At 39.8% G+C, this 20,828-nt stretch carries 16 protein-coding genes; 3 read left to right on the top strand and 13 right to left on the bottom strand.

What is annotated here, in order from left to right; all coding sequences use genetic code 11:
- Window positions 1-9 precede the first annotated feature (9 nt).
- The 4 genes from H7U17_RS09195 to H7U17_RS09180 all read right to left on the bottom strand — a co-directional run bounded on the left by H7U17_RS09195 (window position 10) and on the right by H7U17_RS09180 (window position 5,150).
- Window positions 10-1,020, bottom strand: coding sequence for a cache domain-containing protein (locus H7U17_RS09195; protein ID WP_186756414.1), 1,011 nt, complete (start codon window positions 1,018-1,020; stop codon window positions 10-12).
- A 26-nt stretch (window positions 1,021-1,046) separates the two neighbouring features.
- On the bottom strand, window positions 1,047-1,286 hold the full coding sequence (locus H7U17_RS09190; RefSeq protein ID WP_186756413.1) for a hypothetical protein: 240 nt from the start codon (window positions 1,284-1,286) through the stop codon (window positions 1,047-1,049).
- Window positions 1,283-1,696, bottom strand: a complete 414-nt coding sequence (locus tag H7U17_RS09185; RefSeq protein ID WP_186756412.1) for an OsmC family protein — start codon at window positions 1,694-1,696, stop codon at window positions 1,283-1,285. Before H7U17_RS09185 ends, H7U17_RS09190 begins: the two co-directional genes overlap by 4 nt.
- Window positions 1,697-1,769: 73 nt before the next feature.
- Window positions 1,770-5,150: a methylmalonyl-CoA mutase family protein gene (locus tag H7U17_RS09180; protein ID WP_186756411.1), complete on the bottom strand. Its 3,381-nt coding sequence runs from the start codon at window positions 5,148-5,150 to the stop codon at window positions 1,770-1,772.
- A gap of 345 nt (window positions 5,151-5,495) precedes the next feature.
- Here H7U17_RS09180 and H7U17_RS09175 point away from each other — a divergent pair, with 345 nt between their 5' ends.
- Window positions 5,496-6,791 carry an acetyl-CoA hydrolase/transferase family protein gene (locus H7U17_RS09175; RefSeq protein WP_186756410.1) on the top strand — a complete coding sequence of 432 codons (1,296 nt, stop codon included), beginning with the start codon at window positions 5,496-5,498 and terminating at the stop codon, window positions 6,789-6,791.
- 4 nt (window positions 6,792-6,795) lie between these two features.
- Here H7U17_RS09175 and H7U17_RS09170 read toward each other — a convergent pair whose 3' ends face one another.
- From H7U17_RS09170 to H7U17_RS09145, 6 genes are all read right to left on the bottom strand, one after another.
- The gene (locus tag H7U17_RS09170; protein ID WP_186756409.1) at window positions 6,796-8,787 is read right to left on the bottom strand and encodes a heavy metal translocating P-type ATPase; all 1,992 of its coding nucleotides are present in this window, start codon (window positions 8,785-8,787) and stop codon (window positions 6,796-6,798) included.
- A 49-nt stretch (window positions 8,788-8,836) separates the two neighbouring features.
- Entirely contained in the window at window positions 8,837-9,391 is a 555-nt protein-coding gene (locus tag H7U17_RS09165; protein ID WP_186756408.1) for a DUF3347 domain-containing protein, read from the bottom strand.
- 39 nt (window positions 9,392-9,430) lie between these two features.
- A complete protein-coding gene (locus H7U17_RS09160; protein ID WP_186756407.1) occupies window positions 9,431-11,140 on the bottom strand; it encodes an efflux RND transporter periplasmic adaptor subunit in 1,710 nt (569 codons plus the stop codon).
- A gap of 13 nt (window positions 11,141-11,153) precedes the next feature.
- Window positions 11,154-12,473 carry a TolC family protein gene (locus H7U17_RS09155; RefSeq protein WP_186756406.1) on the bottom strand — a complete coding sequence of 440 codons (1,320 nt, stop codon included), beginning with the start codon at window positions 12,471-12,473 and terminating at the stop codon, window positions 11,154-11,156.
- On the bottom strand, window positions 12,473-16,246 hold the full coding sequence (locus H7U17_RS09150; protein WP_186756405.1) for an efflux RND transporter permease subunit: 3,774 nt from the start codon (window positions 16,244-16,246) through the stop codon (window positions 12,473-12,475). The genes H7U17_RS09155 and H7U17_RS09150 overlap by 1 nt, the downstream gene beginning before the upstream one ends.
- Before the next feature lie 115 nt (window positions 16,247-16,361).
- Window positions 16,362-16,748, bottom strand: a complete 387-nt coding sequence (locus H7U17_RS09145) for an HYC_CC_PP family protein (protein ID WP_186756404.1) — start codon at window positions 16,746-16,748, stop codon at window positions 16,362-16,364.
- Between the two features lie 83 nt (window positions 16,749-16,831).
- Here H7U17_RS09145 and H7U17_RS20720 point away from each other — a divergent pair, with 83 nt between their 5' ends.
- A complete protein-coding gene (locus H7U17_RS20720) occupies window positions 16,832-17,020 on the top strand; it encodes a CPXCG motif-containing cysteine-rich protein (RefSeq protein ID WP_222439169.1) in 189 nt (62 codons plus the stop codon).
- An 89-nt stretch (window positions 17,021-17,109) separates the two neighbouring features.
- Entirely contained in the window at window positions 17,110-17,631 is a 522-nt protein-coding gene (locus H7U17_RS09135; protein WP_186756403.1) for a hypothetical protein, read from the top strand.
- Window position 17,632: 1 nt separating this feature from the next.
- Here the strand turns inward: H7U17_RS09135 and H7U17_RS09130 are convergent, their stop codons facing one another.
- The 3 genes from H7U17_RS09130 to H7U17_RS09120 all read right to left on the bottom strand — a co-directional run bounded on the left by H7U17_RS09130 (window position 17,633) and on the right by H7U17_RS09120 (window position 20,791).
- Window positions 17,633-18,505, bottom strand: coding sequence for an SDR family oxidoreductase (locus H7U17_RS09130; protein WP_186756402.1), 873 nt, complete (start codon window positions 18,503-18,505; stop codon window positions 17,633-17,635).
- A 138-nt stretch (window positions 18,506-18,643) separates the two neighbouring features.
- A complete protein-coding gene (gene ahcY / locus H7U17_RS09125) occupies window positions 18,644-19,960 on the bottom strand; it encodes an adenosylhomocysteinase (RefSeq protein ID WP_186756401.1) in 1,317 nt (438 codons plus the stop codon).
- A 72-nt stretch (window positions 19,961-20,032) separates the two neighbouring features.
- A complete protein-coding gene (locus H7U17_RS09120; protein WP_186756400.1) occupies window positions 20,033-20,791 on the bottom strand; it encodes a biotin--[acetyl-CoA-carboxylase] ligase in 759 nt (252 codons plus the stop codon).
- Window positions 20,792-20,828 lie beyond the last annotated feature (37 nt).

Raw genomic sequence — 20,828 nt, 5'->3', positions numbered from 1 at the left:
TTCTAAGTGCTACCCTCCAATATCAATCAAATACCATTCTATCAAATCCAATGGTCTACATAGTGCCTTATAATTTTTTGTACTATACTCCCCACCCAATATAAACTTATTATCCTTTTCAAGGATAAATTTTGAAATCATTTTCCTCACTTCCTTACTCTTGGACTTAAATAAATTATAATCTTCCTTTCGGAAATTATTAGAATTTATGGTTTCTACGTAGGCATGATTCCTTAAAGGCGGTAATTTCAAAATCTCTATTGCATCTGAAGTACCTGCTACCACATTACCTGATTCGTCCACTAAGACTAGCTTCTTATCTTTATAACTTAAAAATTCACTAATTAGGTCATTTACTGTAACATCTAAGCCTATCACACCCTGAAGTTCCTGATTATGGTAAACAGGGTGGATCAATGACAGTATCCATCCTCTTCCTGCGGGATCAACATAAATATCCTCAAGCCATTTCCTCTTTTTTTCAGGATTCCTGACTTCATCAGCCATAAAATAAAAATTGAATTTTGTAAGGTCCAAATCATCTTCAAATACGCTCAAAACATCAAGCTGCGGATAAATACGGCACATTTGTAGCCTAGTATTAAAGTAAACCTGGCTAACCAATGGCAAATCCACTAGGACTTGGGAAAAAGCAGAATCCAAGGCCTCTGTATAATAAACTTGATTGATTACTGAAGGCTTATCTGGACTGATATTACTGACAAAAACACTACTGACATCCCCTTTTCCACCTTCCCTGAATATGACCCCCTGATCTGTCTCCTTATACTGCTCTTTATGGGCCTCAAGTGCAAATTGCTCTTTATGTGCAAACAAGTACTCCGCATAGGCAGATAGTTCATCTATATTCTCTTCCAGGGGATATAATTGAGACTCAATCCTATATACAATGGAATCCAACAGCTCAAATTCCCTAGGATGAACCTCACTTTTTTCTTCAGAACAACCGCAAAAAAAAGCTATTAGACCCCATATCAATGAAAAAAATCTATATTTCATCTATGAATATTTAAATTTGAGATAATTTAAATATTTTCAATTTGATTTCTAAGTGTTTGATGCATCTCATCAAATCTTTTTTGTACATCTGCCAAGAAATCGGCAGTAAAAAAGGCATCCAAATCACTTTCTTCCAGAATGTCCATCTCATTTACTTTAAAGGTTTGTTCGATCAATCCTTGTTCATATTTAATGAGATACTTATTATTCCAGGAAAAAACAGAAATCCGGATGTCTTTTTCAGTAAATTCTTTTAATACTCTCATGGTCGCTTCACTTCAGAGCTATAACTAATCTCAGCGTTCAATGAGGCTGAAACCGAGCAATACTTATCCACAGATAACTTTACCACTTTGGCAAACTCTTCTTCCGTCGCATCCGGCGAAGTAAGGATAAAATTCATATGTATGGTCTTATAAAATGCTGGCACGCCATCATTTCTGTCTCCTTCGGTTTCCACTTTAAAATCAGCTACCGTCTTTCTCTTTTTCTTCATCATCAGTACCGCATCAACAGAAGCACAGCTAGCTACCGCAGACAATACCAAGTCCATTGGAGATTGATGTTGCTTCTTTTCTGGATCAAACATATCGATCTGTACTTTGTTTCCTTGAGGATTAACAGCTTCATATTCATAATCCCCTTTCATTGTAACGGTCACATTTCTCTTCGCCATGATATTAAATTTATTCCTTTTAAAATTATTGGTCCTTTTATTCTTATTTGATCAAATCATCTAATTCCCTTGATCACATATTTCTTCGATATTGCCCTCCCACTTCATATAACGCATGGGTAATTTGACCTAATGAGCAATGCTTACCTGCTTCCATCAATTGCTCAAAGATGTTTTCATTTTTCAGGGCTGCATTTTTTAGTTCACTGATCAATTCAGCCGACAAAGATCGGTATTTTAAATGAAGATTTCGCAGTTCTTTTATCTGACTTTCCTTTTCTACCTTATCAGCCCTGATCACTTCTCCAGGAGTAACTGTCGGAGAACCTTGAGAAGATAAGAAGGTATTTACCCCGATTATCGGATATTCTCCTGTATGCTTGAGGGTTTCGTAATGCATACTTTCTTCCTGAATTTTACCTCTTTGGTACATGGTCTCCATGGCTCCTAAAACTCCTCCACGTTCGGAAATCTTTTCAAACTCGAGATAAACTGCTTCCTCCACTAAATCCGTCAACTCTTCTATAATAAACGAACCTTGTAATGGATTTTCATTTTTGGTCAAGCCCAGCTCCCTATTGATTATAAGCTGAATGGCCATTGCCCTTCTTACTGATGACTCCGTTGGCGTGGTGATTGCTTCATCATACGCATTGGTATGCAAAGAGTTGCAATTATCATAGATTGCATATAAAGCCTGAAGTGTAGTCCTGATATCATTAAAATCAATCTCTTGAGCATGCAAAGACCTTCCGGATGTTTGTATATGGTATTTCAACATCTGGGACCGCTCATTGGCTCCATATTTCATTTTCATGGCCTTAGCCCAAATCCTCCTTGCTACCCTTCCAATCACTGCATATTCAGGATCAATACCATTTGAAAAAAAGAACGAAAGGTTGGGAGCAAACATATTGATATCCATACCTCTCGACACATAATACTCTACATAGGTAAAGCCATTGGATAATGTCAATGCCAATTGGGTAATTGGATTAGCCCCTGCTTCAGCAATATGATAGCCCGATATGGAAACAGAATAAAAATTCCTCACCCCATGATCAATAAAATACTGCTGTACATCTCCCATCAATCTCAAAGAAAATTCTGTAGAAAAAATACAGGTATTCTGTGCCTGATCCTCTTTTAGAATATCTGCCTGAACCGTCCCCCTTACTTTGGTCAAAGTACTGGCTTTAATATCATCATATACCTTTTTGGGCAGCACCTGATCTCCTGTCACCCCTAATAGCATTAAGCCCAATCCATCGTGGCCTTCAGGCAGCTCTCCAAAATAACTCGGCCGCTCCACACCTTTCTCTTGATATAGCTCATCTATCTTTTTATTGACCTCTTCTTCCAGTCCATTCTCCTTGATGTAAAGCTCACACTGCTGGTCAATGGCCGCGTTCATAAAAAATGCTGTCATTGTAGCTGCTGGACCATTAATAGTCATAGAAACTGAAGTCAGTGAACTGGCAAGATCAAAACCCGAGTAGAGCTTTTTCATATCATCAAGACAGCAGATATTCACTCCAGAGTTACCAATTTTCCCATAAATATCTGGACGATAATCCGGATCCTCCCCATACAAAGTCACCGAATCAAAGGCCGTGGACAGCCGCTTAGCGGGCATGTCCTTAGACACATAATGAAAGCGCTTATTCGTTCTTTCTGGCCCACCCTCACCTGCAAACATTCTCGTAGGATCTTCTCCTTCCCTTTTGAAGGGGAAGACTCCTGCCGTAAATGGAAAAGCACCTGGAACATTTTCCGTCAAGCCCCATTTCAGTATATCTCCCCAAGCTTCATATTTGGGTAAAGAAATCTTTGGAACCTGTGTTCCAGATAATGACCGGGAAGAAGTTTTAATATTAATTTCCTTATCCCTGACCTTAAAGGTGAAAAAATCAGCTTCGTATTTCTTTTTTGTTTCAGGCCAAGCAGCCAACCATTGCTTGTTTTTGGGATCCAAATCCAATTCCACCTGCTCATAGGCCTTTTGTAGACCTGATTTTATTTGAGCATTTTCGCTTAATTCAATATCTTCTAAGGTTTGAATGGATTTTCTAAGTCCATACAGTCTTTGGGCTATTTCTTGCTGCTGCCCCACCCATCTGTCGTATGCCTTGTTATTTTCTACTATTTCAGCCAAATACCTACTTCTCGATGGAGGAATGATATACAGTTTTTCAGATTCACCTTTATGGGATTCACTTTTCAAATCGAAGGAACCTGCATACTTTTTACCAAGCTCAGCCATAATCCTGAAATACAAGGTATTCATTCCCGGGTCATTGAACTGGGAGGCGATGGTACCATAAACAGGAAGTTCATGCTCCTTGACATCCCAAAGCTCATGATTCCTTTGATATTGCTTTTTCACATCCCTCAAAGCATCCAAAGCACCTTTTTTATCGAACTTATTCAAGGCAATTAAGTCTGCAAAGTCAAGCATATCAATCTTTTCCAACTGAGTGGCGGCTCCATATTCAGGTGTCATTACATACAAGGAAAGATCTGCATGCTCAGTGATCTCAGTATCAGACTGCCCGATACCTGAAGTTTCCAAAATCACCAGATCAAAACCTGCAAGCTTGGCCATATTAACAGCATCATTGACATGTTTCGAAAGTGCCAAATTGGCCTGGCGAGTAGCCAGTGAGCGCATATAAACTCTTGGGTCGTTGATAGCATTCATTCGAATTCTGTCACCCAACAATGCCCCTCCAGTCTTTCTTTTGGATGGATCGACTGATATTATCGCCAAATATTTATCATCAAAATCTCTTAAAAACCTTCTTGCCAATTCATCCACGAGAGATGACTTACCAGCCCCTCCTGTGCCTGTAATTCCTAACACAGGAACCGCTGTCTCCTTGCTATCTTTTCTTATCCTCTTTAGCATTTCTGCATTTTCCTCTGGGAAATTCTCTGCAGCTGAAATGTGCTTTGCTAGGTCACGAGGAAACTTTTTGTCCAATTTTATATCTGGAACCAAATCCTTGCCCAAAGAAAAGTCACATTGCTCAACCAAGTCATTGATCATGCCCTGAAGTCCCATTTCCCTGCCATCATCTGGAGAATAAATCCTACAAATACCATATTCATGAAGCTCCTTTATTTCCTCTGGAAGAATGGTTCCGCCTCCTCCACCAAAAATCTTAATGTGTTTTGCCTTCTTTTCCTTTAGCAAATCATACATATATTTAAAAAACTCTATATGCCCTCCCTGATAAGAGGTGATAGCTATGGCCTGTACATCTTCCTGAATGGCACATTCTACAATTTCTTGGACTGAACGGTTATGACCAAGGTGGATGACTTCACAGCCAACTGACTGAATAATCCTCCTCATGATATTTATCGCTGCATCATGCCCATCAAACAGGGAAGCTGCAGTAACAATTCTAATATGGTTTTTGGGCTTATATTTTTTAATTTCGGAAAGCATTGGCGCTGCGTTAATTTGATCCTTGTTGAAACACTATAATGTAAAATAAGCCCCTATAAATATTACTGGAACTCATTTGCGAATATAACAAAATCAGGTGAGTAAGATCCCTAGAAGCAATAGCTGTTTTCCATATAAAATTTTGAAAAAATCAATTCAGAAGCCTAAAAAAAAAACGACCTCAACTTAAAGGTTCGTACCTTTAAAAACAATAGTTAAACATCAGAATACAAACTGACAAAAGTCAAGCTTTTTTCGATGACTATATGCTTCTTTTGCAGAGCAATCAAGATAAAACCTTAAATTTAAGATAATAAGATCATTGATTCATAAACGCCAAAAAGTATGAATTATTCCTATACCACCCCAGAAGAAGCGGTCAAAGTGGTTAAAAGTCATGACCGGATTTTTGTCCATGGAAGTGCTGCTACCCCAGCTACACTATTAAGAGCGCTGGCTAAGAGACATGAAGAATTAACAGATGTAGAAGTTGTTTCCATAACTACCTTAGGGGCGATGCCACTAACTGAAGAACCATACAGTAAAAGTTTCTTCATCAATTCACTTTTTGTCTCGGCCAATGTGAGGTCTGCTGTCAACTCCAGCCGAGGCGGATATGTACCTATTTTCCTTAGTGAAATAGGCATTTTGTTTAGAAGGAACATTCTCCCCATCGACGTAGCTATCGTCAATGTCTCACCTCCAGATGAACATGGATACTGTTCCCTTGGCGTTTCTGTTGACGTTGCCAAACCAGCCTTGGAAGTGGCCAAGATTGCCATTGCTCAAGTCAATAAAAACATGCCAAGGTCTCATGGAGATGGGCTAATCCATATTAGCAGTTTTCAACACATCATTGAGGCAGACGATCCTCTTCCAGAAGTAGATTATGGAGCAAAAATCGGAGAAAAAGAGAAAGACATAGGAAATTTCTGTGCCGATCTAATTGAAGATGGCTCTACTCTCCAAATGGGAATTGGCGCGATTCCTGATGCAGTGTTGGATGCTTTACATCAACATAAGGACTTAGGAGTACATACAGAAATGTTTTCTAATGGCATATTGGGTTTAATGAATAGCGGTGCGCTGACCAACAAATTCAAAGCAAAACACCCAGGAAAAATCGTTACTTCCTTTGCTGTAGGAAACAGGAAACTCTATGACTTCATTGATGACAACCCTGTCGTTTCTTTCCATGAAGCAGCATATGTCAATGATACGGCTGTTATCCGTAGAAATCCTAAGGTAATCTCCATCAATTCTTGTATCGAGATGGACCTAACCGGCCAAGTCTGCGCAGACTCCATTGGTAGTTACCATTTTTCAGGTGTAGGTGGACAAATGGATTTTATGAGGGGAGCTGCACTGGCTGAAGGTGGCAAACCCATTATGGCCATGACTTCCAAAACCAACAAAGGTGTGTCTAAAATTGTCCCTTTCCTTAAGGAAGGAGCTGGAGTGGTCACGACCAGGGCCCATATGCATTATGTAGTAACTGAATACGGAACAGCCTATCTATACGGTAAAAACCTACGCCAAAGAGCATTGGAATTAATGAAAATTGCCGCCCCTGAACACAGGGATGGTCTTGAAGAATCTATTATTAAAAGATTTGGTTCAAACAGCTATAGAACTTCATAGAGCATCATTCTGCTCGATTCAATGATTTCTTCAATAATTGGGCATTCAATGCAACAACAACGGTACTAAGGCTCATCAAGACAGCTCCCAAGGCAGGACTGATCACCAAACTAGTCACAAAGCCCGTTGCCAATGGAAGGGCAATAGCATTATATGCTGTTGCCCAAAAAAGGTTTTGGACCATTTTATTGTATGTTGATTTTCCAAATTCTATGATAATTGAAATATCCCTTGGATTACTATTAACCAAAACGATGTCTGCAGTTTCAGCAGCCACATCAGTCCCGGATCCTATAGCTACCCCTATGTCTGCTTGTGCCAAAGCTGGAGCATCATTTACGCCATCTCCAGTCATCAGAACAACTTCTCCCTCTTTTTGGCAATTTTGAATAATTTCTTTTTTATCCTCTGGCAAAACTTCCGAAAAATAACCATCAAGTTCCAATTGATCACTAACCGACTTTGCGGATGCTTCATTATCGCCTGTGGCCATTAGTACTTTTATTTTTTGCTCTTTAAGATAATTTACAGCCTTTTGGGAGGATTCCCTTATTTGGTCAGAAAGTGTCAAATAACCCACCAATTTGGACTCCTCCACGACAAAAACCTTGGTTTCAGCACCTTCTCCATTATCTCCATCCTTATAATCAATTTTAAGTTTTTTCAAGAAACCCGGACCTCCGATCTTTACTTCTTTACCATTTACCACACCTTTCACCCCTTCTCCAGTTATATTCTCAAAAGACTCAAGCTCGGGAACCTTTATTCCTTCCTCTTTGACTTTTTTCATGATGCCACTGGCTATAGGGTGTTCTGATTCTTGTTCAATGGCACCTACCAATTTCAATATATCCTCCTCTTCATAATCATCCTTTAAAGCTTTGATCTCCCTAACAGCAAAATCACCCACGGTTAAGGTACCTGTCTTATCAAAAATCACCATAGAAACATTTCTGGATTTTTCGAATGCCGTTCTATTCCGAATCAAAAGTCCCTGCTTGGCTGATGCTGAAGTAGAAATCGCCGATACCAAAGGAATTGCCAATCCCAAAGCATGCGGACAGGCTATGATCATAACAGTTACCATTCTCTCCAATGCAAAATCAAAGTCTTTTCCAATTACTAACCAAGTGGCAAGGGTAATCAAACCAGCTCCTAAGGAAATATAAAACAACCACCCTGCGGCCTTGTCTGCCAAATTTTGTGTTTTGGATTTGGTCTCCTGCGCAGACTTGACCATCCCGATTACCCTGGACAAATAAGCCTCTTCCCCTACACCTTTTACTTCAACTTTCAGGGATCCTCTTTCATTGATTCCTCCACCAACCACCTCATCATCTTTTTCTTTTTTAACCGGTTTAGACTCCCCCGTCAGCATTGCTTCATTCACATAACTACTTCCATCGACCACTTTTCCGTCAGCAGGTATTTTCTCTCCAGGTTTAACCAAAACCAAATCGCCAATTTTTAAATCCGTAATCTTCACCTCCTCGGTTTCTCCATGGTCTTTTAGAAGGTGGGCCTCTGAAGGCATTAGCTTCGCCAGTTCATCCAAAGCTCCCGACGCGCCCATTACAGACTTCATCTCTATCCAGTGCCCCAATAACATTAAATCGATCAAGGTAGCTAATTCCCAAAAAAAACCTTTGCCCTCCAATCCAAAAACGGTAGCAGAGCTATATCCATAAGCAACCGTAATGGCCAAAGAGATCAAGGTCATCATAGCTGGCTTACCTTTTCTAACCTCACTTATCAATCCTTTTAAAAATGGCCATCCGCCATAAAAATAAACGACAGAAGAGATCACGAACAACACATATCCATCTCCTGAATAACCAAAATCTACCCCTAACCATCCCTGTACCATCTTCGAATGAAAAAGTATGGGGACAGTAAGTAGAATTGACACCCAAAACCTCTTTTTAAAATTATCAAGCATATGATCATGATTTCCTTCATGCTTGTTATTAGAATTGGAATGATTATGATGTTCCATTGCAATTTCTATTTTGAATGAAAAATAAATTAAACAAAAAATGGGAGGCTTATAGCGCTCCCATTTCTTTTTCTACCCTGCCACATTTCAGCATTTTATCTCCAAAATATGGATTCCTAATCTCTGCCACATCTGACAACCAATATCCGCCTTTATTATTAAAAGCCATTGGACAATATTGCTTATAAACTTTTCCAGAACTGATATGCCCTTCAATTACTCCTTCCACGGCAGCTGAAAGCTTTTCAAAGCCCTCTCTTTGCTTCTCCAGATCTGATTCAGCTACAATGACTTTAGCTGATTCCACCAATTCAGCATGACCTTCAAGTTCCGCACTTGCAGTGGCCAATTCCTGGGCATATTTACTAGCGGCTTGAGCATCCCCTTCTACCAAAGCAGTTTTCACTTTGATATAGTTTTCAAATGTACCTCCAAGGCCTTCCTCTGTAAATGAAGTTTTTACCATTGAAGGCTCATGATGCTCCATCTCCATGTTTTCAGCATGCTCATGCCCACCATGTTCACTCTTTTTACTTTCACTACAGGCTACTGCCAATAACATCGACATGGCCAAGCTGAATCCTAATACTGATCTTCTTTTCATGATTAATATGTATTTGTTGTTAAAATTTATTGATTTCCATTAATTATCCGATTTTCTAAATTCTCCTTTTACTTCTCCACAACCTAACATTGCTGAGCCGAAATAGGGATTTTTGATGGTTTCAACTTCACTCAACCAAAAAGCACCCTGATCATTTTTTGCCATCGGACAGTAGCTTTTATATATAACATCTCTGGAAGTCCCAAAATCCTCCAAAATAGCAATAAAGGTCTCCGAAAGATTGATAAACCCTTCTCTTTCCCCTTCAATGGTATTCGCATTGATAATTGCACCTAGAGCTATTTCCATTTCTCTTTTTAGTGAATCCCATATTTCCAAAGCTTCTCCTTCAAGACCTTCTTTCTTAATTCCTTCAAGAATCCCCTTTAACTTTAACGCTTCCGTTCTTGCCATTTCATCCAACACCAACTTATTCTTTAAATCGAAATAGGCACCAATGGCCTTTTCGAAATTATTCAAAAATCCAGACGATACTTCTAGCTTTTTAGAAGCAGTCTGATTCATCATGCTATATTTCCCACTCAACTGTGCGGCACCATCTACTGCAAAAACTCCATTTGTCACAACCTTATCACCAATATTCAAACCACCTGTAACAATTTGCATATCTCCAGAAGTCCCGCCAAGTGTTACTTCTACCATTTCAAATGCAGGGGCATCCACCTTTCCTACTTCCCTATATACGACAGATCTTTCCCCCGTCCACAACACCGCAGTGCTAGGGATCAAAACTCCAGAGGATGATTTTGGAGCATCCACGACCAATTTAGCAGTCACAAACATCCCTGGCTTTAATTCACCATTATTATTTTTTACCTCTGCCCGAACTTTGATACTACGGGTGTTGGTATTAAGACTTGGATCAATAAAAGTCACTTTGGCTTCATAATCCTTATCAGTCTTGGAATTGGCACTAAAGACCAGTTGATCTCCCAAATCAATATGGTTAATATTACTTTCATAGGCATCTAAAATGACCCAAACCTTATTTAAATTGGTGATCTCAAATAGTACTGCTCCTTTCTGCACATAATCCCCAACGGATACATTTCTTTTGCCGACTACACCTGAGGTATTGGCATAAATATCAAAATGAACCTGATAATCGGCCTGTTCTTCCATTTTACTGATTTGTTCATCAGTCAATTCCCACTGCTTCAATTTTTGCTTTGCAGCTTCATAAAGGGCAGGGCTTATGTTTTGTGACTTTTTGGCCTCCAATAGTTCCCTGTGTGCAGCAATCAATTCAGGAGAGTAAATCCTTGCAAGCTTCTGCCCCTTTTTCACCTCTTGTCCTGTAAAGGCCACATATAGTTCGTCCACACGACCAGAAAAGTTGGCAGAAACAGAAGCTACCTTTCTTTCATCGGCTTCTATTTTACCACTTAGTTCCAGACTATAATTATCATTCCCTGCTTTAACCCTGCTAGTGGAAATATTCGCCAATGCAATGGCTTCAGCACTCATGTTAAGGACAGTTGGAATCGCACTGGCTTCCTTACTGCCTTCCAAAGAAGAAACTGGTATTAATTCCATACCACATATGGGGCAATCTCCAGGTTCTTCCTGTCTAATCTGTGGGTGCATCGAACAAGTATAGATAGTACCTGATTCGTGGGAGTGTTCCTCTTCTTGAACTTGTTCCCCTCCTGAACTCACCCACCAGCCAATGAAGGCTCCCAAAATGAAACTTATTCCTATTATGATTAATATTTTCTTGTTTTTCATGATTTCTAAAATTTTACAGGGACTTGGCCATTAAACGCTCCAATTGAGCAATCGCTTTCTGTTTATTTACAATGGCTTCAGATATTTTCATTTCAAAATCCAAAAGCTCTTGCTGCACATTCAATAATTCTTCAAAATCCCCTTCACCAGAACTGTACTCAGCCAATATCAAATCAAAGCTGCGCTGAAGTAAAGCCGCCTGGTCTTGGTATAACTTCAGGTTCCTTTCTGCATCCTTAATTTGCTTAAAGCCTTGCTCCATCTGAAACTCCAATGAATTCAGTACCTGCTCTTTCTGATAAATGGACAACTCTCTCAAGCGTTCCGCTTCCCTTATAGCAGCTTTATATTTCTTTCTATAAATGGGCAGGGATAAAGAGACCATAGGCATTACCATATTATGCCCCATTCCTCCAGGAATATACCCCATGCCATTTCCTATTTCTCCCATAGGAGACCTTGGTGAATTAACCATATAATCTAGCCCTATACCAATACTAGGAAGTCCTGCCTTATTGGCAACTTCAGACCTTTTCTGATAGGCTTCTCCCATCACATCCAATTTTATTATATCAGGGTTCTGAGTACGAATACTATCCATAATTACCTGACGCTGCCATATCATTTCCTGTTCCAGTACAGAATAATCAACATTCACCTTTTGATCGATTGGTCGATTAAGTAATTGATTAAATTTTACTTGTTCCAATTCCATCTCTTCTTCATACTCTTCTATCAGAGCAGCAACTTCCTTAGATTTTGATTGAATCCTAAGTACATCAGTCATTTTACCCTTCACTCCAGGAATCCCCCCTTTAAACCTATTGAGGGCTAGCCTTTCCATTGCCTCCAATAATTCCAAGTTTTCTTCTGCTATCATCCGGTGATGAGACCATAAATAAAGCTGATAATAGGATTGTTTCACCTGATTGTACAACTCATCCTTAGCCTTTTCAAACTCCAGGTAATTAGCTTGGGCTAACAAGCTGGCTTCATCCTTTTGACTTTGAAATGTCCCAAACCATGGAAATCTTTGCTTTATGGAAACATTCAGCTGCTGGTCTCCCATCAAAGTAGCCATATCCTTAAGAAAAAAACCAAAACTTAATTCTGGATCTGGAAGCTGGCCCAACTGAGGCACCTTTTCCAAGCTTGACATATAAAAAGCATACTTGGCTTTTAATCCAGGATTGTTTTCTCCCGCTTCCACAAGATAATCCTCCAGACTTTGCGCCATGGAAGCGTTTATCAGCAAAACCATGGACAAAAAAAGTCCCAGCATGCACTTATTTAAGCCCAAATATTCCTTGATCATTATTCTATAGCCTCTCATTATTTCTCATTTTTGGAATTGAGTTTACTCCATTTTATTTCTTCCCACCAACTGTAAAGTACCGGTACAATAAACAGTGAAATCAAAGCCACCATCATCCCTCCAAATGAAGGAATAGCCATTGGGATCATAATATCGGCCCCTCTACCAGTTGAAGTGAGCACAGGCAATAAAGCCAAGAGCGTAGTAGCCGAAGTCATCAAACAAGGTCTAACCCTTCTTAATCCTGCCGAAATAACAGCCTTTCGGATTCCATGCACTGATTCAGTTTTGTGCTTGTCAAAACTTTGTTTGAGATAAGTAGCCATTACTACCCCATCATCAGTGGCTATGCCAAACAGTGCAATAAAACCTACCCAAACCGCCACACTTAAATTAAATTCCCGAACTTGAAATAGTTCCCGTAAGGAGCTTCCCAACACATCAAAATCCAGAAACCAACTTTGTCCATAAAGCCATAACATGATAAATCCACCAGAAAATGCCATGGCAATGGCAGAAAAGATAAAACTGGTCACAGCCACAGAGCGAAATTGGAAATAAAGAATCAAGAATATTACTATGAGACAAATAGGGATCACCAAAGACAACCTTTTCTCAGCTCTAACTTGGTTTTCATAGGAACCAGAGAATTTATAGCTCACTCCTGCTGGGATTTTCAATTCCCCCCGCTCGATCTTATCCTTTAGGTATTGTTGGGCATTTTCTACGACTGTAACCTCTGCAACACCATCTTCTTTGTCCAATAAAACATAACCTACCAAAAACGAATCTTCACTTTTGATCACCTTAGGTCCAGGTCGGTATTCCAGCTTGGCCATTTCACCTATTGGAATTTGCTGCCCGTCAGAACTGGTTACTAAAAGCTGTTCAATATCGTTTGGATTATTTCTAAACTCTCTTGCATATCTAGCTCTAATACCAAACCTTTCCCTACCTTCAACAGTCGTACTTAGTTTCACCCCACCCAAAGCCGCCTTTATGGTTTCTTGGACATCCTCTATCTTCAAACCATACCTGGCGATAGCCCTTCTATCCAAATCCAATTCCAAATAAGGCTTACCCAAGGTCCTGTCTGCAAATACTGAGGCAGGTTTTACACCTGGAACCTCTTTAAGATATTTTTCGATTTGAAAGCTAAAGTCCTCAATGGTCTTCAAATCTGGCCCATAAACTTTCAAACCTATGGGTGCTCTCATGCCTGTCTGAAGCATTAACAGTCTGGTTTCAATAGGCTGAAGTTTAGGAGCAGAAGTTACCCCTGGAAGATTGGCTACGGAAGAAATTTCATTCCAGATATCATCTGGTGTTTGAATATGATCCCTCCATTGACGAAAGTATTCCCCATTTTTATCCTCGATAAGCGCTCCATCTTCATCTCTAAGGAATTCTCCTGCTTCATCCACCGCATACCTGATTTTCCTGCCATTTTCATCGGATTTAAACTCAGGCTTATACAAAATGATATTTTCGAACATGGACATAGGAGCCGGATCTAAAGGTGTATCCGCACGACCTGCTTTTCCCACTACTGAAGAAACTTCTGGAATGGTATTGACCAATAAATCCAACTGCTGAACGATCCGCTGATTGGCCTCTACCCCTGAATGGGGCATGGAAGTAGGCATGAGCAAAAATGCTCCCTCATCCAGTGCTGGCATGAATTCTTCCCCCATTCCCGGAAAAGTATGGGCCATACCGCTGTAAATGGAAGTAGTACGAATATTCCATCCCAATTGGTCAAATCCTTTGGCTATTCCTCCAAACAAGCGGGGAAAGCCCACCCAAATATTGATTCCTAAAAAGATCATCAAAATAGGAATAATAAGGAACTTTAATTTATTGGCTAAGCACCATGAAAGAATGGATTCATAATACTTAATAAATAGTGAAAACACACCCAACACTGATCCTATGACCAAGAGCACAAAAATAAAATTGACAAAGGCACTAACTGAAACTCCCAAAGGAGCCCAAGTACTCGCCAACAACCATGAAACAGCCAGAACAGCTATGAACACCAATACCGGCGTGTGGTATTTTTTATACCATTCTTGATTCCTATATAACAGATAATTATTGGCCCCTATCGCTATCATCACCAATCCCGGTAAGGTAAACCAATAAATACTGATAAGGCCGATTAGCACCAATCCAATATTGCCCCATTTTTTCCAAAATGCTCCTCCATTTTTCATCCCAAACACCCAATGTGCAAGGGCGGGCATAATCAATAGGGTAAACAATAAGGCTGATACCAAAGCAAAAGTTTTTGTGTAAGCCAGCGGCCCAAACAATTTACCTTCTGCAGCCTGCAAAGTAAAAACTGGGAAGAAGCTGACAATGGTGGTGGATACTGCTGTAATGATCGCTGTAGCTACTTCTGTGGTTCCCTCATAAACAGTCTTTAATAAGCTTTGTCCTTTGGGTGCTTCATCCATATGTTTAAGGATGTTTTCATTTAAAATGATCCCTAAATCCACCATGGTCCCAATGGCAATGGCAATTCCAGAGAGTGCTACAATATTCGCATCTACCCCTACATATTTCATGAATATAAAACAGGTCAATACCGCCAAAGGCAAAATGGCAGATATCAATAACGACGCCCTCAGATTATAAACCATTACCATGATCACCACGATAGTCATCAGAATTTGTAGTATAATGGCATCATTGAGCGTACCCAAAGTTTCCATAATGAGATTGGAACGATCATAAAAGGGTACAATCGTCACTTTGGAAATTCTTCCATCTTCCAACTCCTTCTCAGGAAGACCGGCACTGATTTCCTCAATTTTTGATTTTACATTTTCTATAACGGCCATTGGATTATCGCCATACCTGGCCACCACGACACCACCAACTGCCTCTGCTCCAGCTTTGTCTAAAATGCCCTTCATGGACCGATCAGCCGGCCCGATATTTACCCGCGCAATATCCTTTACCCTCAAGGGGACATTATCACTTACTTTAATGACCGTCTCTTCTATGTCTGCAATGTTCTCTACATAACCCAATCCCCTGACATAATATTCTACTTGGTTTAATTCAAGGGTATTGGCCCCCATATCTTGGTTGGTCTTTTTAAGAGCTTCACGCACTTCCATCATCGAAACACCATAAGCCTTCATGGCATTAGGATCAAGGTCTACTTGGTATTCCTTTTCCATACCTCCTACAGAAGCCACCTCAGCCACACCATCGACACCTGCTAGGCCATAGCGAACATAGAAATCCTGAATGGACCTTAACTCTTGCAAATCCCAGCCCCCAGATGGCTTTCCATTTTTATCCCTTCCTTCAAGGGTATACCAATATACTTGTCCCAAAGCTGTAGCATCAGGCCCTAGCTTTGGCTGGACATTTTCAGGAAGCAAATTGGTAGGCAATGAATTTAACTTTTCCAAAATCCTGGACCTGCTCCAGTAATAATCAACCTCGTCTTGAAATATGATGTAAATACTTGAAATCCCAAACATGGAAGATGATCGGATGGATTTTACTCCAGGAAGACCTAATAAAGATGTAGTCAATGGATAAGTGATCTGATCTTCTACATCTTGCGGGGATTGCCCCATCCATTCCGTGAATACTATTTGTTGGTTTTCTCCAATATCTGGTATGGCATCCACCGGGACTGGATCACTGGGCAAAAAGCCCGTATCCCACTTAAATGGAATGACCACTAGCCCCCAAGCCACCAATAGAAGCAGCAGAAGTACAGTAACCAGTTTATTTTCTAGAAAGAATTTAATGATAGCATTAAGCATAGCCTAAATATTAATGCTTGAAATAATCGATTAAGAATTAAATGAATAAGCTACCGCATAGGCAGCAAAAGGGTGTTTTTTTTTTAGCAAAGGCATAATCCTCCTGCTAAAAAGGTTATATCAAAAAAATCTCGTTTTCTATATAAATAGGTAAGTCATTGGGGGGGGCTTCGTCCAAGGGAAAATTAATGGATTCCACTTCCTTGGTCCAAGAAATACACTCTATAATATCTGCCAATAAATGAGGGTATGGCAAAATCACAGCAGAAATGAACTGTACATTGACTGTCTTTGAAGTGTTTTGCTCGGCGTTTTGCAATGCTGTTTTGGGGACATCATCACAACAGCCTGGCATTTCATCCTCTTCTGGACAACATTTTATTTCCTCTGCAAAAAAGTTAATGGCCTCCAGTTGCTCCCCACAATAGTGCATAGAATAACTCAGCCCCGCATTGAAGCAGAGATAAATTATTAAAAGCGATATTTGGAACAGCTTTCGCATGGTTTTATGCAACAAATATAAAAAAGCTTTGTCTACTAAAGTTATATAATTTTTGTAGATTTTAAACAAATGTCCTCTTAAGCATGCTAATCAGAGAAAAATCCTTCACTTGTCCGCATTGTCTTTCACGCATTTCAATGATACTTGACCTGAGTGTAAATCATCAAAAATACATTGAAGATTGTGAAGTTTGTTGCCGACCAATCGAAGTAAGTTTTACAATAAAAAATGGAGAAATTACAGATTTTACAACAACACCCATCGAACAGTAAAATCCATCAACTAAAAACTACTTATTTTTAACAATCTTGTATTTATGATTTTTGTGATTTACTTTTGTCAATCACAAGCTACCTAACTCATGATCAAAGCATTAAGCACTCATCTATTTATCTGTCTTTTCACTTTCATAGCAAATGCCCAGACGCCAACAGGAATCAAAGAGGCAGCTGAAGATTATGCACTGGCAAATATAAATGAGGACTTTGAAACTTTGGTCAAATATACCTACCCGGTAATCCTTGAAAAATCTGGGGGAAAACAGGGCATGATAAAATCACTTGAATTAGCTTCTGATTTATTAAAAATCAGAAATATGAAGGTGGAAAGCTTTGAGATCGGGGAAGCAAAAAAATACACTCATTGCTCAGGAGAAACCCATGCATTGGTTCCCGTTACCTCCATAATCAAGGTCCCAGGGGGCGAAATCATCAACCACACCATCCTTATCGCAGTGTCCAAAGCAGCTAGCGACCAATGGTATTTTATAGAAGCTGCTAGTTTAGAGCCCAATACCATTCATAATTATTTACCCACATGGAATTATACATTGGGGCTAAAATTTGACAGTTCCAATGAATTCATCACACTTAAATCGGAATAGTTCAGGACTTTTTCTTTCGCATATTAGCCAATTGATCCCATAATTCATCTGGAACTTGCTCCAGATGGTTGAATTCCCCAGCTCCCTTTAGCCATTCTCCACCATCAATGGTGATCACTTCCCCATTGACATATGCAGAAAAATCTGAAATCAGATAAGCTGCTAGATTGGCCAATTCCTGATGTTCACCAACTCTTTTTAGCGGTATCTTTTTGGCTGGATCAAATTTATTGGCCAAATCAGCTGGCAAAAGTCGGCTCCAAGCACCTTCAGTAGGAAATGGCCCCGGTGCTATCGCATTGGAGCGGATATTATACTTGGCCCATTCCACCGCCAAAGACCTGGTCATTGCCAGTACACCTGCTTTTGCACTGGCGCTGGGAACCACATAAGCAGAACCCGTCCATGCATAAGTGGTGACAATATTCAAAAATACTCCAGGCTGCTTAATACCTATCCAGTGTTTTCCTGCAGTCATGGTCATATTGACAGTTCCTTTGAGCACAATATCAATCACGGTGTGGAAGGCATTGGCTGAAAGCCTTTCTGTAGGGCTGATAAAGTTTCCTGCTGCATTATTGACTACTGCATCCACCGCCCCAAACTCAGCTATTGCGAGTTGAAACATTTTCTCCACCTGATCAATTTCCCTGACATCGCAGGCCAAGGGTAAAACTTTACCTCCATACTTTTCCTGTAGTTGCTTTGCTGTTTCTTTGAGCACATCCAACCTTCTACTGCTAATAACCAGATTAGCTTCCAATTCCAAAAAATATTCCGCCATGGATCTCCCAAGCCCCGTCCCTCCTCCGGTAATCAAAATGGTTTTACCTTTTAAAGCATCTTGCCTAAGCATTCCCTGCGTGTATTTCATGGTTATTTTGATTTTAAGGATTTATCCAATATACCTAAAAAACTATTGAAATCGGAAACCCATAAATTCAGCAAGAAAAATTAGGCATAAAAAAAACCGCTTATTAGCGGCTTTTTAATATTTGTCTTAATCCAATGATTAGTATCTATAATAATCAGGCTTAAATGGACCTGCCACTTCTACACCTATATATTTAGCTTGATCCTCGGTTAAAGTTTCCAATTCCACACCTAATTTACCCAAGTGAAGTTCAGCAACTTTTTCATCTAAGTGCTTAGGCAATACATAAACTTTATTTTCGTAATGATCTGTATTGGTCCATAACTCCAACTGAGCCAAAGTTTGGTTAGTAAAAGAGTTTGACATTACAAATGAAGGGTGGCCAGTGGCACAGCCTAGATTTACCAACCTTCCTTCTGCAAGAAGGATGATATCATTCCCTTCAACGTTATAAAGATCTACCTGAGGCTTGATTTCGTCCTTGGTATGACCATAGTTGGTATTCAACCAAGCCACATCGATTTCGTTGTCAAAGTGCCCAATATTACAAACGATGGTTTTGTCTTTCATCACTTTGAAGTGCTCACCGGTGATGATATCTTTATTACCAGTAGCAGTAACAACGATATCAGCTTCAGCAGCAGCATCGATCATTTTCTTCACCTCAAAACCATCCATAGAAGCCTGAAGAGCACAAATTGGATCGATTTCAGTAACGATTACCCGAGCACCAGCTCCTCTAAGAGAAGCAGCTGAACCTTTTCCTACATCACCATATCCACCTACAACAGCTACTTTACCAGCCAACATCACATCTGTAGCTCTTCTAATAGCATCCACCAAAGACTCCTTGCATCCATATTTATTATCAAATTTAGATTTGGTTACAGAGTCATTTACATTGATAGCAGGCATAGGAAGCGTTCCATTCTTCATTCTCTCATAAAGTCTGTGAACACCTGTAGTGGTTTCTTCAGATAATCCTTTGATGTCAGCAACCAATTCAGGGTATTTATCCAATACCATATTGGTCAAGTCGCCACCATCGTCAAGAATCATATTCAACGGCTTTTGCTCCTCACCGAAGAACAAGGTTTGTTCTATACACCAGTCAAATTCCTCCTCTGAAAGACCTTTCCAAGCATACACTGAAACACCTGCAGCAGCTACAGCAGCAGCGGCATGATCCTGCGTGGAGAAAATATTACAAGATGACCAAGTTACTTCTGCACCTAGTTCCACCAAGGTTTCAATCAAAACGGCGGTTTGAATGGTCATATGAAGACAACCTGCAATTCTAGCTCCTTTTAGGGGCTTGGATGCGCCATATTCAGCTCTTAAAGCCATCAACCCTGGCATTTCAGCTTCAGCCAATTTAATTTCTTTTCGGCCCCATTCAGCCAAAGAGATGTCTTTTACTTTATACTTGACGTATTTTGATTTAGTTTCTGACATGAATTTATCGTTTTGATATTAATTTCGGATCACAAATTTACTCAATCCCATAGACTTTACATAATTAGCTACTTAGATGAATTTAACTTCTTTGAAGGCATAATGGTTTAATTCCTTGTTATTTTTCTCAACAATCAATCGTCCCTCTGAACTTATCCCTATTATTTTCCCTTTAAACCGACCATATTCATCTTCATATTCCGACAAAATATTCTTTCTAAAAAGATGATCCCAATAGTCTGAATGTAAACGCTCCTTATCATCCCTTTTCAACTGTAGGTATCGTTTTTCAATACAGGACAAAATACTGCCAAGGATTTCCCATTTATCATATGTTTGTCCACTGAGCGCTGCCAATGAGGTGGGACCGGGAAAAGGGAAGTTAACTTGGTTGATATTTAGGCCCATCCCCACTATGGAATTATCAATATTTTTCCCTGAAATACTATTTTCTATCAAAATCCCACCTAATTTCCCCTGTTTTTCGTGTACTATATCATTGGGCCACTTCACTTTGATCCCATCAACCAACTCACTGAGTGTATCAAAAACTGCCAAGGAAACCACCCTATTCAACTCAAAATGTGAAACAGCATTCAGAAAAACGGGGGATAAAACCAAGGAAAAAGTCAGGTTTACTTCTGGCTCACTAAACCACCTATTGCCCCGCTGCCCCCTCCCCTTGGTTTGTTTATCTGTAACGATAATACTACCTTCTTTGGCGGAACCTTCTTTGATTTTCTGTGCGGCTATGTCATTGGTAGAGTGACACTCTGTCAGATAAATAATATCTTTCCCTAGAAAAACAGTATTGGCAAGGATTTTATGCATCAATTTATTAGTTATTTTGTCGCACAATAAAGATATT

The sequence above is a fragment of the Echinicola salinicaeni genome, assembly GCF_014280965.1.
GTDB lineage: Bacteria > Bacteroidota > Bacteroidia > Cytophagales > Cyclobacteriaceae > Echinicola > Echinicola salinicaeni.
The sequence above is the reverse complement of the archived record's forward strand: the minus strand, read 5'-3'. Positions and strand labels throughout refer to the sequence as shown.

What these genes read in the sequence shown, in the direction of transcription:
- H7U17_RS09190 (WP_186756413.1), bottom strand. Translation starts at nt 1,286, where the DNA reads ATGAGAGTATTAAAAGAATTTACTGAAAAAGACATCCGGATTTCTGTT.
- H7U17_RS09195 (WP_186756414.1), bottom strand. Translation starts at nt 1,020, where the DNA reads ATGAAATATAGATTTTTTTCATTGATATGGGGTCTAATAGCTTTTTTT.
- H7U17_RS09120 (WP_186756400.1), bottom strand. Translation starts at nt 20,791, where the DNA reads ATGCATAAAATCCTTGCCAATACTGTTTTTCTAGGGAAAGATATTATT.
- H7U17_RS09150 (WP_186756405.1), bottom strand. Translation starts at nt 16,246, where the DNA reads ATGCTTAATGCTATCATTAAATTCTTTCTAGAAAATAAACTGGTTACT.
- H7U17_RS09175 (WP_186756410.1), top strand. Translation starts at nt 5,496, where the DNA reads ATGAATTATTCCTATACCACCCCAGAAGAAGCGGTCAAAGTGGTTAAA.
- H7U17_RS09155 (WP_186756406.1), bottom strand. Translation starts at nt 12,473, where the DNA reads ATGAGAGGCTATAGAATAATGATCAAGGAATATTTGGGCTTAAATAAG.
- H7U17_RS09160 (WP_186756407.1), bottom strand. Translation starts at nt 11,140, where the DNA reads ATGAAAAACAAGAAAATATTAATCATAATAGGAATAAGTTTCATTTTG.
- ahcY (WP_186756401.1), bottom strand. Translation starts at nt 19,960, where the DNA reads ATGTCAGAAACTAAATCAAAATACGTCAAGTATAAAGTAAAAGACATC.
- H7U17_RS09135 (WP_186756403.1), top strand. Translation starts at nt 17,110, where the DNA reads ATGATCAAAGCATTAAGCACTCATCTATTTATCTGTCTTTTCACTTTC.
- H7U17_RS09180 (WP_186756411.1), bottom strand. Translation starts at nt 5,150, where the DNA reads ATGCTTTCCGAAATTAAAAAATATAAGCCCAAAAACCATATTAGAATT.
- H7U17_RS09165 (WP_186756408.1), bottom strand. Translation starts at nt 9,391, where the DNA reads ATGAAAAGAAGATCAGTATTAGGATTCAGCTTGGCCATGTCGATGTTA.
- H7U17_RS09130 (WP_186756402.1), bottom strand. Translation starts at nt 18,505, where the DNA reads ATGAAATACACGCAGGGAATGCTTAGGCAAGATGCTTTAAAAGGTAAA.
- H7U17_RS09145 (WP_186756404.1), bottom strand. Translation starts at nt 16,748, where the DNA reads ATGCGAAAGCTGTTCCAAATATCGCTTTTAATAATTTATCTCTGCTTC.
- H7U17_RS09170 (WP_186756409.1), bottom strand. Translation starts at nt 8,787, where the DNA reads ATGGAACATCATAATCATTCCAATTCTAATAACAAGCATGAAGGAAAT.
- H7U17_RS20720 (WP_222439169.1), top strand. Translation starts at nt 16,832, where the DNA reads ATGCTAATCAGAGAAAAATCCTTCACTTGTCCGCATTGTCTTTCACGC.
- H7U17_RS09185 (WP_186756412.1), bottom strand. Translation starts at nt 1,696, where the DNA reads ATGGCGAAGAGAAATGTGACCGTTACAATGAAAGGGGATTATGAATAT.